This window comes from Citrobacter amalonaticus (assembly GCF_001559075.2).
Lineage (GTDB): Bacteria > Pseudomonadota > Gammaproteobacteria > Enterobacterales > Enterobacteriaceae > Citrobacter_A > Citrobacter_A amalonaticus_F.
This window is the reverse complement of record NZ_CP014015.2, coordinates 3,961,002-3,973,512: the sequence shown is the minus strand read 5'-3', so window position 1 is coordinate 3,973,512 and position 12,511 is coordinate 3,961,002. Positions and strand designations below refer to the sequence as shown.

Sequence of the window (12,511 nt, the reverse complement as noted above, 5' to 3'; positions counted from 1 at the left end):
TTGCTTAAAACGAAGACTGAAATACAGCAGGCGGGGCACGGGCACGCTGAGGTGCCCAGGGTTGAAAGAGCGTGACGCAGTTAAGCGGAATTAATGAGAAGCGAAGGACAAAAAGCAGGAGCAACCACAACAAAAATACAAGCGCAAACTGGATAAACGGCAGTTGCACAAGTAACTGACAATATCCGCAGGCAATCTCTTCCATCGGAGACATTGCCTTACCAGACATCATCTGCTGATCCATCAGCGAAGACGGTTCACAGACCGCAGACATCGCCATGTCATGGTGTATCCCTGGCATAGCATGCGTGATGTGCTGACAACCTGTCCGGTGGGCTATCGTTCTGGAGATGGCCGGTGCAACGAACAGCATGGCGACAGCAATCAGCGCCAGCCATGCGGCTATGTGATTAGTTCGTATGCGCCCTTGCAAAATGTTTCCAGCTATTAATTTATCTGCCGAAAGTGTATCTGATTTTATCTTTGAATGTTACAAAAACAAAATACAAACGATAAGCATTCTTATTACCTGCAGCATGTGGAATTATGCGCTCTTATCGTGGAAGTATAAGAATCACTTTCGAAATATTTGCAATTACATAGCGAATATTGCTGCAATCACGTTATATGAAGCTTAATAGCTAAAACATTATGCTGACTTCCGCTGGCCCAACGGTTTCAGGAACATCCGCCAGCGGGAGGTTTTCCAGCTAAATGATCCGGTTGGTGGCGTATTGCAGTAGCTGATCCATCACTTGTGCTCCTGCTGTTGATCCGCTTTGATGTGCAGCCGCGGTTCTCCGTCTTTCGGCTCAGGCCATTGCCGCGCCATATTCACCGCCAACTTTTCTTCCATCGCTGCGGTTATTTCCGTATCGCTGATACCGGAGCGGCGTTGGGCGTCCCAGAGCAGGAACTGCATGTCTGCCCACTCACTGAGGTCGTCAGATTCAGTTGCGGCTTCCAGCGCTTCTTTGCTGAGGTGTTTAAGCGGGCCAACATTGCCGAACGTCTTATCTGACCATTCGGCATGGCGCTGACGGATTAGATTGCGTAGTTGGAGTGATGCGTCTTTCTCGTCTGGCAACACAGCCTTACCCTGAAGCAGGGCGGCAGGCAATACGGTTACCATGCTTGTCTCGTCCTTATTGGCTGTTTGTTCCGGGTACGCACCGTGGGAATATAAATCAACTGACACCTTTAATTTCCCAGCAAACACATCAAATCCATTGACACCATCTTTTTGCATGTACTCCGCAACAACCATTGTTAGAAGCTTCAAAGTTGCATCAATATCGTTGCAGTTCAACTTCTCAAGAAATTCCGTAACTAGCTTCTTCTTATCGCTTATATTCATCTCACTCCCCCTTACCGATGCCAGCGGCTGTTCTGGCGTAAACAATAACGCCATCATCAGGACGCTTACGCGGTAGATAAATTCCCGGTCTTGGCCATAAAGCAATGAATCGAGACTCGCTGCGCTCAAGTCTGTGAAATGCCCTCTCGCTCATAACACCAATTGGACGCAACGCCGCTTTCTCAGCCTCCAGCTCTGCTATGCGCTCCTTTGCGGCTTCCAGTTGTCCCTGAAGATGTTTGTATGTTGCTATCACGCCTGTACCCTCCGCTCGAAATAGACATACTGGTTAATTGCGCTGAGCGGCATTTCTAGCTTTTCGGCAATATCCCGGCGGCTGATGCCCTCCTGATGTAACTCCCTCGCCAGTTCAACATCATGCTGACGGTACCGGGCCGACTGATGGTGATCACCGCGCAGATAAAGTTTGATTCCCTGCGCGCGAGCTTTAGTGCGTACCGCAGCGCCAGTTCTGCCAATTAGCCGGCCAATATTTCCTACTGTCATGGTCCCGGCGCACTGCCGAATAATCATGATTTCTGCGCTAACCCACTTGCTCACAAATCCTCTCCGCTGAATAAATTCAGTGCACGGCGATGTTTGTTAACTTCCCGAACGGCTACACGGAGTTTCTCCAGTCCGTGCAGGTTGGATTTGACTTTGCGGATCTGGTTGCTGATTTCCCGTAGTGATGGGAGCCGCATTGGCTGAGATGGTTTTCTCAGTACAGGGATGCTCTCTAGGAATGTTTCGGTCCCTGCCGAAGGTATCGCAACTTTCGGCGTGATCTCAATTTCCGGTAGTTCTGCAAACACTGGCTCCGGGGTAATTTCCGTTTCGTCAGGAAGTCCCCACTTAACGCCTTTCCCCTGACCGATTTTTTTGATGTGTCCGCGCTTTGCCATCAGGCAGAGGTTTGACGCTAAGCCTCTTGGATCTCGTCCGACAGCCGACGCCAGCGCTACGGTATCCATGTTCCCGTTTTCGGTTAGTAGTGCGACGATTGCCTCAGGTTTGATCGGCTCAATAACCTCACCGCGCAGCGGTTTCTTTGGGGTGTCGTTTAAATTTTTCGCACGCAGTACGGTCTTCGCTGGCGCTGACCGAATACTTGTTTTTCCGTCAGCATCACCTGTTACTTCCCATCCGCCATCGAAAAAATCACACAATCCCTGTTCACGCTGTTCGCGGAGCATATTCAGCGCTTCAACAGGTTCAATTTCCAGGCGTGCCGCGACTTCACGGTATGTTGCTTTGCCCATTGCTTTTAAAACATCGATTACGGTTTCCATAAAACCTCCAGGAAATTATTTAACGATCCGGAGGTGGCTAACGTTTTTCCGGTAGCTTCCCCAGTCAAAATTCACCCACATCCCGCCGTCCATCTGGAGGCGATCGATAACCCGTGCGCCCAACGCATCAAGCAGGCCTTCATGGTTCAGGTTCGTCAGTACGCCAACCGGTCGCATGGAGGACAGACGACGATCGATAACCTGATTCAGAATGACTTTCTCGCCGCTGCTGCCACGCTGAATTCCGACTTCATCCAGCACCAGCAAATCGACTTTGCAGAGGTCATCTAACAGTGACGCTTCCGATTGCCCGCCGTCATAGCACTCACGCACCCGTAGCATCAGATCGGGGATAGTCACCACCAGCACGCTATGTCCACCAGCCAGCAGATGATTGCCGATAGCAGCAGCCAGATGGTTCTTTCCGGTACCAGGACCACCACTGAAAACAAAGCTGGCGAATCCAGCACCAAAGTTCTCTGCATAACTTTTTGCCAACGAGAAGGCCTTACGCTGGCTGTCGCTATTGACGTCAACCTTGTAGTTAGCAAACGTGCAGCTGCGATGCAGATCCTGAATTCCGGAGCGCCCGAAAATTTTCTCGGTTCTTGATTTCTGGTTCAGCTTCTCCAGTTCCTCACAACGTTTTCGGCCTTCTGATTCTTGCCATGCTCGCCACTCTTCAACGGTGGAAAACTTAGGCTGAACGCTGGCCGGGATAATTCTTTTCAGGCGTTCGAGAGCTCCGCCAGAACTGACAATGTTTTTCATCGCTACCCCCTGAACCCCGATGGGATTTTTTTATCAGGCTCCGAAATCTGATTAGGATCTCGGGGACCTGACGCCTGCTGGATCGTCCACGGTTCACTGAAGTGCATACCGGGACCAAAAAACGTTTTCGCCTGTTTCACGAATTGCGTATTCAGGCTTCCCTCGGCTTTGACGAATGCCGCGTAGCGCTCCACGCCCTCGTGTATTTCCCTTGCGGTAGCTCCATCCTTGATTCGGGCATTCCAGGCTTTGAAGGCATCGGTCTTGCTGTTACCCCCCGACCGTTTTGGATAAATCGTCCAGACTCGCTCAAACTCATCAGGGTATTTTTTTTGAGATTCAGGTTTATCGCCGTCGTCTTGTTCCGGATCATCTGTTGGGGTGGCGGAGCCATGCCCCGAACTATCTTTATCCTGTTCTTGATCCTGATCCTGATCTTGGCTTCGTAGCCCCTTCGAAGCCCCTTCTGAAAACAGATGAGATTCACGCTTATGACTCAGATGAAAATCTGTTTTATAACGCTCATAAAATGCTGATAAAAAAGGATTATCAGTTAATGATGCATACTCGTTCCTGACCCCAGCACACCGGTTATCACTAGGTTTCAATTCTTTGCCTACCTGATAGGCAGCCATTTCATGCACCCAGACCATCTCAGTGACCTCGTCATAGCTACAAAACCCCGCTTCAATGGTCCTTTTAAGCCCCTTCAAAGCCCCTTCAAAGCCAAGTCCTGTTTCATGCGCTATGTACAGAACTGGCAGGTAATACAAACCGAGCATGTTTGCGTGTGGCGAGGTCATCAGATAAAACGAAACCACCTGCGCCTCCGCGCCTTGTTTCCTCAATTCGCGCCCGGTCTTTCCAAGCCAGAACTGAGGTGCAACAGTTGCGTAATCACGCATAAAAACCTCTTAATCGCTAAAGTGGTGGCCCATCTATCTTTCTGACGACTGATTTTTCTGTCATAATTTCCTCGTAATTTCTGCCTGGAATTACACCGAAGGCCGTCTGTGTTGGCGCACAGCGGTCTTCCCCCTTTCAGCACAAGCCCTGTTGCCTGCCCCGTTTAGCCCGTTTTGAATCAAACCGATCCGCTGGCAAAGTTTGTTTCTCAGCCCATAATTTCGCGTGGCGTAGAACATCATCAAAAATCCTCCCTTTCCTGCTCGCCTGGCTCATGCGCTTGTACATGTCGACAGCCTGAAATGCCCCCCCTGCGCTACTGCCGCAGTGAAGCCCTGCCGGATTAGCTCTTCCCGGACGTGCTTTTCAATAAAACTTTCCCAGCTCATAACGCCTCCAGATTGGGGCAAAATGCGCCGTACTCTTTCCGCCGAAATTCAACAGCAACTTTCGCTGCATCAGATTTTTTATCGAAGTAACCAAGGCTGATAAGTCGGCCATCTTTAAAGCCGCTTGCCTGCCATTTGCCATATGGCTCATTCCAATAAACACCTCTAACCCCACTTTTATTTTTCTGGTTTCGCCTGTTTCTTGAATTTTCCAAATTAGATGCCAAGCGGAGGTTGGCGATTCTGTTATCGGTTTTAACTCCGTAAATGTGGTCAATAAGCAAATCACCTATATCGCCGTTGACAACAATCCACGCCAGGCGATGAGCGGCGTATGACTTCCCCTCAATACGGATTTTTATGTAACCGGATAACTCAAGACATCCAGCGATCTGACCGACTTTAATTCTTCCGTTAGTGCTTACCTTCCAGCGAAATTCTCCCGTTTCAGGGTCGTACCGGAGATACTCAAGAACCTTTTCACGGCTAATTTGATTCATCTGGTAGCCTCACATGACACCCGGCGCTATGGCCGCGATACCACTCAGAACCTGAACGACAGCATCACCCGGCAACATATTCAGCAGATGCTCAATCCCTTCCCTGACCTCTTTCACCAGTTGATGCTTTGGGGCATTCAGCATTACGGCCTGTTTCGCTTCGCTGATTTCCTTCTCCATCGCTGCAAAACGCGTCATGAAGCAATCCTGCCCGATAAGGCGCCCACGAAATTCCAACGGCAAAACAGCCAGGATTGCCGGAGTCAGTTGGCGGATGTTTTCGCACGCATATCCGGTGTCGCTGTCCAGCCAGCGGAAAAGTTTCTGCCGCTTGCGGCTCAGGTCGTTAGGAAAATCCAGCCCGGCGCCGCCCTGTCGCTCCCATTCTTCAACGATGATCCCGGCGACTACGTCCTGGTTGTCCAGCGATGCCGACCACGCACGAACGGCAGCCCGAATCAGGTCATGCGTATCCGCCGGATCAGGCTGATTGCGATTTATCATCGTGGCCGGAGGAAACCCGGTATTTTGTTGAAATGAAATTGAATGCACGGTTACGCCCTCGCTTCCTGCGCCGGTAATCCATCCGTTGGGTTCGGATACAGATCAGGGCGCAATTCGTGGGGGGTAACACCAGTTGCGTTGAAAATTGGTAAAACACGATCGGCTGGCACGACGCCCTTGTATCGTGTTTTCCAGCGACTAACCGACATCGGTTTAATGCCTAGCTTTGCGGCTAAGTTGCTGGCAGTGCCAGCTTTCTGAATGGCCTTTTCTAATCCGTTCATGAGTATCTCCACTAGATTCACAAATAAATTAAGCCTCAGACTTAACAAAAGATCAAGTCCTGAGCGAATTTTAATTTATAAGCAAAAGGCTTATTCTTCTGATATGGCTGAGAAAAAAATACTTAACCCGATTCTCATCGAGCGTTTGACAGAGCTGACGCAACGAGGGATGACAAAATCTGATATGGCAAGGGTTGCGGGGATTACTCCGCAATCCGTAAACGGCTGGTTCAAAAAAGGGGTTATTAGCAAAGAATCTGCATTAGCTGTAGCTGATGCTGCTGGCGTATCCGTCCCTTGGCTGCTAGGTGAAGATGTCGGAGAAAAGAACGGGCTTAAGCCAGACGAGCAGCGCCTGCTGGAACTCTATCGCCAGTTACCGGAAGAAGAGCAGCAGAACATGTTGCGGATCGTATCTCTGCGACTGAAGGAACTCGACGAGTTGTACGCCAAGTACATGGGGCGGCGGATTAAGGGTGATAGCGAATAATCATCACAACGAATTTATCACGTAAGCGCCATCTCCCATAAATATTACGGATAAGTTTGTAACTGAAATAATCAAAGCAACTGTAGCCAAGGTATCAGAGCCAGACATAGGGATTACTCCATGAGCTATAGCGACATCGTTGCAACTATTGCAATGATAGTATCAATTATTGCCGTTCCTGCAAGTGGATACTTTAGTTATAAGTATGCCATTAATGGAGAAAAACGTAAGGAATTCAATGCAATTTCAGATGTCCTGAGAATTAAATTGTACAATCAAATTAGGTTAATCGAGAAAGGAATATTTCCAGATCGTGGAAGCGATAGTATCTCTGTGAACGAGTTTGATTCTCTAATGGGTGTGACAAAGAGAAAGAAAATTCCTTCTTTGGATAAAGCAATTATTCAGTACCGACGTTCATTGATGGGATTTGAGCGACTAAACGATTATGGTGATCTTCGGATTACTGACCCCGATGGGATGATAAAAGCAATTAAAATTCTACTGCCTTATGTGGACAGGCAGTAGGTAGCCAATGACCTGATGAGGTGTTTCGGTGATGAGAGGTCGCATATATGCGGCCTTTTTTTACGTCATAACAATGCAAGCATAAAAAAAATTTCTTGCTTGCTTGTTTATTTATACAGTGATTTAATGCAAGCACATTTCACAGCAAGGTGCTTGCATATGTCAGACGATAAGAAAGAACCAAAAGGTAAGGCAAAAGGTGGTGTTGCTAGAGCACGATCATTAACAAAAGAGCAGCGATCAGATATTGCAAAAAAGGCAGCAGCAGCCAGATGGAAAGATAAGCCATTGAAGGCAACTCATAAGGGTAACTTCATGGAAGAATTTGGCATAGATACAGAATGTTATGTCTTAGATAATGAATCCAAAACTGCCGTTGTGACTAAGACGGGCCTTGCAAAACTTATTGGTCTTGGTGAGCGAGTAAAGGATATAGACCGAGTACTAAATGCTCAGTATATGCAGAATTACGTTGACGCAGTTTTGCTAGATAAAATGGAAAATCCTTATATTTTTCAATGGGAGAACGATGGCGCACTCCTCGGCTCATTTACTGGCGGTCATGGCTATGATATTTCAGTTGTCATCGATATTTGTAAGGCTCTTACCGCGGCTAAAGACAATGGAGACCTCCCGGGCTCCAGATTAAACGCTGCCATGCAAGCCCAAGACTTAGTAAACTCAGCTGCAAAGGTTGGTATAACGAATGTTGCTTATGCCGTTGCTGGTTTTAGACCTGAAGTTCAACAAGTAATTGATCTCTTCAAAGCGTTTGTCCGGGAAGAAGCTAGACAGTACGAAAAAGAGTTCCCTAATGAGCTTTATGAGGCGTGGTATAAAATTTACCAACTGAATAAGCCCGGTCGTGGTCGTCCATTCTTATTCAAAAAATTAACAATTGAGCAAATCTATAAGCCTTTGGCGAGAAGTGAAGGTAAGATCCTTGATCTAGCTAAGAGCAGCAAGGACGAGTTTGGGAAGCCCGGTGATAAGATTCACCAATTTTTATCAGAAGTTGGAGTCAAGGCCTTGAAGCAACAAATAGGTAAGGTCTTGGCAGTAACAAGCCTGTTTGACGATAAAGACTCTTACGAAGCCGCACTGGTAAAAGTAAATAAGTAAGGTGTAGACCCCCGGCCACCGCGCCGGGTTTTTTATTGCCCTTTTCTCACCATTGCCGCTGAATCGCGCAGAAACCCCTTGTGGATCACATTCCTTGCCGCCTTTCGCTTTGCCTCCAGACTATCAACAACCACGCCGCCAATTTCACCCGCGATGAATGCGGCACGGTCTTCTTCCAGTTCGTCACTATCCATAGCCCACCCTCACTGATGTTTATCTGACCATAAGCATCCTCCACTCTCGTACATTCGCCATAGAAATAAGCCTAAAACTTAATTATGAATTTAGCCTAGAACTTGACATGAGTTAAGTCTAAGGCTTAATATAAATTCACAGCGACACGACCACCCAGGCAGGACGCCCACGAAGTAGCCGTCCGGGGCATACGAAGACCGGAATGAGGTGGATCAGTTAACGCGCAGCAGGTTTCAAACGTTCCGCCAGCCGGGCGATAACGGCAAGCAGAGGGATAAATCATGAGTGAGGTTATTTTTAGCTTTGAAAGCTCCAGCGATGCGGCACGCGCTGGAATGTTGATGAATAAGGCGGATCCGTCACTGCGTTATGTGCAGATGCGAGCAACTGTCTGCGTAACCTGGCATGCAAACATCATTTCGGCCACGCAGGCAGTTATGGATGCAAACATTCCATGCACTTTTCAATACTGGAATGACATTAAAAACAGTCATCGCAGGGGGTGAAAATGATTGATTTCGCACGTCAGCCAGCACGCATCCAGGCCGTTCGCGGGAATGCTTTTACTGCACCACTGCGTTTCCTGTGGCGAGTTCTGAAAAATGGTAATAGTGCAACGGTAGCTAACAAATGAACACGCTGTACGCATTGGTGCTGACGATTGCCATGGCAAACGGAGACTTCCAGGAAGGCATCATCGGCGTATATGGAAGCAGGGAACAGTGTGAATCCGCAGCCAGTGAGCAAAGTAGTATCACTGATTGTTATCCGCTCGAAGGTATCGTTCAAAACGGAGAGTTGCCAAAACACTTTAAGGACAGGTGATGAAAAAAGAATGTGGTTATTGCCACAAGCCTGTTGAAGAAGGCGCAGAAGTAAAGAGCACCTTGCTCTATCTCAACGGTTCGCAACTGGCACAGAAAGAAAAAGAATATTGCTCTAAACAATGCGCTGAATACAACCAGATGGCGCACGAAAGTTAATTAGTACCCCTGAAATATGAAATGAAAAATTCGCCATTAATTTGGCGCGGCTTCTTACACCCTTAATTTAACAACTGGAGATTTTATGGAAATCGTAAAAATCGAAATGAACCTGAAAGCAGTGAATAAAGAAGTGGCTGTATTCAACTGCGAGAAGAAAGTATCAGGCGTTATTCATTCAGCCGAAACGGGTGTGGTCACGGTCATTCTCGACGGTGGCTATGTATTCGGCAAGTTCGACTGTCCTCTCTGTGCTGTAGAGGCAATCTCAATACTGTCCGTGAAAGTGAGTGATGGCGATAACGCCGGGTTTGGTAACTACCGCAGATACAAACTCGATTACTCAGAAAAAGTTTTTAGCACCGTTCATTAAGCAAAAGCCCACACGAGGTGGGCTTGCCCTGTCCGGTCTCACCGACCAAAGCGAACCGGACATTCTACCTGGTAAAACCGAGGTGCCATTAAGGCGCCTCCATTCTACACGAAGTGAGGATAAAACAATGAGTGGAACTAATCCCGTATTTTTAGTCCGCAAAGCAAAAAAATCATCAGGCCAGAAAGATGCAGTTCTCTGGTGCTGTGATGATTTTGAATCGGCAAATGCCACACTGGATTATCTCCTGATTAAATCAGGCGCAAAGCTGAAAGATTATTTCAAAGCTGTCGCTACTAATTTCCCTGTCGTCAACGAGCTGCCGCCGGAAGGCGAATTGAGCTTAACCTTTTGCGAATTCTACCAGCTCGGCAGCGACAACATGACCTGGGCGCAAATTCCAGGCGTGACACTGCCATCATCTGAAGCCGTTGCCGCCGCCCGTCAGCGTATCGTTGATGGTGTTGATACCGAAACAGGCGAAGTGCTGGAAGACCATACAGAAACCTTTGGCAACGAAGATAACGCCGTAAAGCCTGGAGGTCTCCCTGCTTACGCTTACAACGTCAACGGCGAACTGATGGAGGAAGTGGAAAAGGAAATGAACCAGCCGGTCGCCAGAATGAGCGAACGCCACCGCATACTCTCTCAGTTCATTCTTGATGATGCATTCTCACATCACGTGACACCGGTACAGCTCGCCGAAGTAAGCCGCCTTGAACTGGACATGAGTAACAGTTATATCCAGGACATGTTGCTTGCCTGCCATAACGTACCAGCCATTCAAAAGCTGGATACCCCAAACCTGTGGAAATTTACTGACGCCTTTAAACGAATTTTCCCGCAGGACAAACGACACACCCTGCATTTGATGATGAATTTTGCACAGGCATTTGTTGATACAGAATATATCGATCGTGGCCTGTTCGTTAAAGAATGGGCTAAAGGAAATCGTGTGTCTGAAATTAATCGCACACCATCTGGCGCGAACGCTGGCGGCGGTAATAAGACCGATCGTCATCCGGATGTAAAGCATAATTTTGACGTTCTCGACATTGAAATAGCACTCGCAACCCTGCCTATGGATTTTAATATTTATGACATTCCAGGTAGCGTTTACCGTCGCGCAAAAGAAATCGTTCAGAAAAAGGAAAGTCCATTCAAAGAGTGGTCTTCAGCACTGCGTGAAACGCCCGGTATCCTAGATTATTCCCGTGCAGCTATTTTCGCGCTTATTCGAAGTGCCCACCCTGAATATTATCAATACCCAGGGAGACTTAGGGGATATATCAATGCCAATTTAACGGAAAGCAACCACGAGAAACCAACTGCTGAAATTCTTGCTGCCGCCCGACACACTCCGGAAAAAGACGCAGTAGAAGAAGCTAACCGTCAGCTTGCTGCCGAGCGCGGAGAATATATCGAAGGCATCAGTGATCCGAACGATCCGAAGTGGGTGAAAACTGAATCAAGCCCTCAGACCGAGCAACCTGAGCTGGTAAAAAAAGTTGCAGACGGCATTTTCGACGTGTCCGCCTTAATGCAGAACTCTTCGACTCATGGCACTAAAAAGGGTCCGGAGACCACCAGCAATGTGCAGGTTCAAAAAACTGACGGTGATGAAAAACAGGCTGGTGATGCGCTGTACGCAGGCGAAAGTAATCTGGGGACTGGTGAAGAAGCAGATGCCGGAGAGCAGGCCATTCTGAACCAGAGTCAGGCTGAAACGTACCAAAATGACGACTCAGTAAACCATTCAGAACCAGAAGCGCAACAAAATGCGCCTGAAACACAACAGGAGAAACCAGCACCGGAGTGGCCGTCATACTTCGAGCCTGGCCGTTATGAAGGTGTGCCGAACGACGTTTATCACGCCGCGAATGGTATCAGTTCAACGATGGTAAAAGACGCACGACTGAGCCTGATGTACTTCAATGCACGACATATAGAGAAAACGATAAGCCGTGAAAGTACCGAAGCGCTGAGTTTCGGCAGTCTGGTACATACCCTCGTTCTTGAGCCTGAAAAATTCGATGATGAATTTGCGATATTTCCCGGCATTCCGGCAGGCGCATTCACCAACACGGATACGCTCAAAGCGTTCATCCGGGAATACAACGCCGACAAACCTAAAGCCGAACAACTGAAACTGACTGGCAAGAAGGAAGAACTGCAGGAATCCATCCGCGCAGTTAACCCAGACGCAATCTTTGCTGATGAATACGAGCAGAAATGGCGCGAAAGCATGGCAGGGAAAACCATTCTTACCAGCGAACAGGTGATGTTAGCCAAAAACATCCAACAGGCAATATTCAACAACCGCGACGCCAGCGATCTTCTCAATAACCCTGGACGACAGTCTGAGGTCAGCTACTTCGGCATTGATGAAGAAACAGGTCTGAATATCCGGGTGCGTCCGGATATCGAACTCAGAACAGCGAGCGAAAATACCTGCGCGGACCTTAAAACTATCAGCATCGGTAATGTTCGTCAGGACCGCATAAAAGAGCGCCTGCACAGGGAAATCATTGACCGTGATTATCACCTCAGCGCTGCGATGTACTGTGATGTTGCCGGGCTAGATAGCTTCTCTTGGATATTCGTCAACAAGGAGCCGGGTTACCACTGGGTTGCCGTCGTCGAGGCGTCAGAATCGTTACTTGAACTTGGTCGCAAAGAGTACCGTCGTGTTCTGCGCCAGATTTACGATGCAATGGAAAACGATAACTGGCCAGCGCCAATCACTGAAACCTACACCGACGAACTCAACGATTATGACATTCGTCGTCTTGAAGCTCTGGACGCGGAATAAGGAGA

General features: G+C 48.2%; 17 protein-coding genes and 2 pseudogenes. 9 read left to right on the top strand and 10 right to left on the bottom strand.

Translation table 11 applies throughout. From position 1 onward, the window contains the following. Positions 1–4: 4 nt before the first annotated feature. The 9 genes and pseudogenes from AL479_RS19190 to AL479_RS19145 form a co-directional block, all read right to left on the bottom strand. Entirely contained in the window at positions 5–433 is a 429-nt protein-coding gene (locus tag AL479_RS19190) for a DUF2946 domain-containing protein (protein ID WP_225851852.1), read from the bottom strand. A 345-nt stretch (positions 434–778) separates the two neighbouring features. Then, positions 779–1,132 (bottom strand): annotated as a pseudogene (locus AL479_RS19185) (dATP/dGTP pyrophosphohydrolase domain-containing protein); the annotation flags it as partial. A 477-nt stretch (positions 1,133–1,609) separates the two neighbouring features. Further along, entirely contained in the window at positions 1,610–1,891 is a 282-nt protein-coding gene (locus AL479_RS19175) for a hypothetical protein (protein WP_061078017.1), read from the bottom strand. A gap of 23 nt (positions 1,892–1,914) precedes the next feature. Beyond that, entirely contained in the window at positions 1,915–2,649 is a 735-nt protein-coding gene (locus AL479_RS19170; RefSeq protein ID WP_061077222.1) for a hypothetical protein, read from the bottom strand. Between the two features lie 15 nt (positions 2,650–2,664). Continuing rightward, entirely contained in the window at positions 2,665–3,420 is a 756-nt protein-coding gene (locus AL479_RS19165) for an ATP-binding protein (protein WP_061077221.1), read from the bottom strand. A gap of 2 nt (positions 3,421–3,422) precedes the next feature. Then, positions 3,423–4,325 carry a hypothetical protein gene (locus AL479_RS19160; protein ID WP_061077220.1) on the bottom strand — a complete coding sequence of 301 codons (903 nt, stop codon included), beginning with the start codon at positions 4,323–4,325 and terminating at the stop codon, positions 3,423–3,425. 386 nt (positions 4,326–4,711) lie between these two features. Continuing rightward, the gene (locus tag AL479_RS19155; RefSeq protein WP_061077219.1) at positions 4,712–5,215 is read right to left on the bottom strand and encodes an HNH endonuclease; all 504 of its coding nucleotides are present in this window, start codon (positions 5,213–5,215) and stop codon (positions 4,712–4,714) included. 9 nt (positions 5,216–5,224) lie between these two features. Continuing rightward, positions 5,225–5,767, bottom strand: a complete 543-nt coding sequence (locus AL479_RS19150) for a toxin YdaT domain-containing protein (protein WP_061077218.1) — start codon at positions 5,765–5,767, stop codon at positions 5,225–5,227. 2 nt (positions 5,768–5,769) lie between these two features. Then, the gene (locus AL479_RS19145; protein WP_042999729.1) at positions 5,770–6,003 is read right to left on the bottom strand and encodes a transcriptional regulator; all 234 of its coding nucleotides are present in this window, start codon (positions 6,001–6,003) and stop codon (positions 5,770–5,772) included. A 103-nt stretch (positions 6,004–6,106) separates the two neighbouring features. Between AL479_RS19145 and AL479_RS19140 the strand changes: the two genes are divergently transcribed. The 3 genes from AL479_RS19140 to AL479_RS19130 all read left to right on the top strand — a co-directional run bounded on the left by AL479_RS19140 (position 6,107) and on the right by AL479_RS19130 (position 8,143). Further along, positions 6,107–6,493: a helix-turn-helix domain-containing protein gene (locus tag AL479_RS19140; protein ID WP_061077217.1), complete on the top strand. Its 387-nt coding sequence runs from the start codon at positions 6,107–6,109 to the stop codon at positions 6,491–6,493. Positions 6,494–6,613: 120 nt separating this feature from the next. Then, positions 6,614–7,021, top strand: a complete 408-nt coding sequence (locus AL479_RS19135) for a hypothetical protein (protein WP_061077216.1) — start codon at positions 6,614–6,616, stop codon at positions 7,019–7,021. A 159-nt stretch (positions 7,022–7,180) separates the two neighbouring features. Beyond that, the gene (locus AL479_RS19130) at positions 7,181–8,143 is read left to right on the top strand and encodes a P63C domain-containing protein (RefSeq protein WP_061077215.1); all 963 of its coding nucleotides are present in this window, start codon (positions 7,181–7,183) and stop codon (positions 8,141–8,143) included. 32 nt (positions 8,144–8,175) lie between these two features. On the opposite strand, the gene AL479_RS23965 is transcribed toward AL479_RS19130, so the two are convergent. Beyond that, complete coding sequence (locus AL479_RS23965; RefSeq protein ID WP_192575239.1) at positions 8,176–8,337, bottom strand: hypothetical protein; 162 nt, start codon at positions 8,335–8,337, stop codon at positions 8,176–8,178. Between the two features lie 282 nt (positions 8,338–8,619). Here AL479_RS23965 and AL479_RS19125 point away from each other — a divergent pair, with 282 nt between their 5' ends. From AL479_RS19125 to AL479_RS19105, 6 genes and pseudogenes are all read left to right on the top strand, one after another. Next, positions 8,620–8,844: a hypothetical protein gene (locus tag AL479_RS19125; RefSeq protein WP_061077214.1), complete on the top strand. Its 225-nt coding sequence runs from the start codon at positions 8,620–8,622 to the stop codon at positions 8,842–8,844. Between the two features lie 2 nt (positions 8,845–8,846). Continuing rightward, on the top strand, positions 8,847–8,972 hold the full coding sequence (locus AL479_RS24120; protein WP_257791121.1) for a hypothetical protein: 126 nt from the start codon (positions 8,847–8,849) through the stop codon (positions 8,970–8,972). Beyond that, a complete protein-coding gene (locus AL479_RS19120; protein ID WP_061077213.1) occupies positions 8,969–9,163 on the top strand; it encodes a DUF1482 family protein in 195 nt (64 codons plus the stop codon). Before AL479_RS24120 ends, AL479_RS19120 begins: the two co-directional genes overlap by 4 nt. Continuing rightward, complete coding sequence (locus AL479_RS19115) at positions 9,163–9,321, top strand: YdaE family protein (protein ID WP_061077212.1); 159 nt, start codon at positions 9,163–9,165, stop codon at positions 9,319–9,321. The genes AL479_RS19120 and AL479_RS19115 overlap by 1 nt, the downstream gene beginning before the upstream one ends. A gap of 21 nt (positions 9,322–9,342) precedes the next feature. Beyond that, positions 9,343–9,694, top strand: a pseudogene (locus AL479_RS19110) (DNA breaking-rejoining protein). Positions 9,695–9,821: 127 nt separating this feature from the next. Next, the gene (locus AL479_RS19105; RefSeq protein WP_061077210.1) at positions 9,822–12,506 is read left to right on the top strand and encodes a RecE family exodeoxyribonuclease; all 2,685 of its coding nucleotides are present in this window, start codon (positions 9,822–9,824) and stop codon (positions 12,504–12,506) included. Positions 12,507–12,511: the final 5 nt, after the last annotated feature.

Bases quoted from the DNA above. Each gene is read 5' to 3' on its own strand.
- AL479_RS23965 (WP_192575239.1), bottom strand. From the start codon at position 8,337: ATGGATAGTGACGAACTGGAAGAAGACCGTGCCGCATTCATCGCGGGT.
- AL479_RS19165 (WP_061077221.1), bottom strand. From the start codon at position 3,420: ATGAAAAACATTGTCAGTTCTGGCGGAGCTCTCGAACGCCTGAAAAGA.
- AL479_RS19135 (WP_061077216.1), top strand. From the start codon at position 6,614: ATGAGCTATAGCGACATCGTTGCAACTATTGCAATGATAGTATCAATT.
- AL479_RS19145 (WP_042999729.1), bottom strand. From the start codon at position 6,003: ATGAACGGATTAGAAAAGGCCATTCAGAAAGCTGGCACTGCCAGCAAC.
- AL479_RS19170 (WP_061077222.1), bottom strand. From the start codon at position 2,649: ATGGAAACCGTAATCGATGTTTTAAAAGCAATGGGCAAAGCAACATAC.
- AL479_RS19125 (WP_061077214.1), top strand. From the start codon at position 8,620: ATGAGTGAGGTTATTTTTAGCTTTGAAAGCTCCAGCGATGCGGCACGC.
- AL479_RS19155 (WP_061077219.1), bottom strand. From the start codon at position 5,215: ATGAATCAAATTAGCCGTGAAAAGGTTCTTGAGTATCTCCGGTACGAC.
- AL479_RS19120 (WP_061077213.1), top strand. From the start codon at position 8,969: ATGAACACGCTGTACGCATTGGTGCTGACGATTGCCATGGCAAACGGA.
- AL479_RS19175 (WP_061078017.1), bottom strand. From the start codon at position 1,891: ATGATTATTCGGCAGTGCGCCGGGACCATGACAGTAGGAAATATTGGC.
- AL479_RS24120 (WP_257791121.1), top strand. From the start codon at position 8,847: ATGATTGATTTCGCACGTCAGCCAGCACGCATCCAGGCCGTTCGCGGG.
- AL479_RS19115 (WP_061077212.1), top strand. From the start codon at position 9,163: ATGAAAAAAGAATGTGGTTATTGCCACAAGCCTGTTGAAGAAGGCGCA.
- AL479_RS19105 (WP_061077210.1), top strand. From the start codon at position 9,822: ATGAGTGGAACTAATCCCGTATTTTTAGTCCGCAAAGCAAAAAAATCA.
- AL479_RS19160 (WP_061077220.1), bottom strand. From the start codon at position 4,325: ATGCGTGATTACGCAACTGTTGCACCTCAGTTCTGGCTTGGAAAGACC.
- AL479_RS19140 (WP_061077217.1), top strand. From the start codon at position 6,107: ATGGCTGAGAAAAAAATACTTAACCCGATTCTCATCGAGCGTTTGACA.
- AL479_RS19130 (WP_061077215.1), top strand. From the start codon at position 7,181: ATGTCAGACGATAAGAAAGAACCAAAAGGTAAGGCAAAAGGTGGTGTT.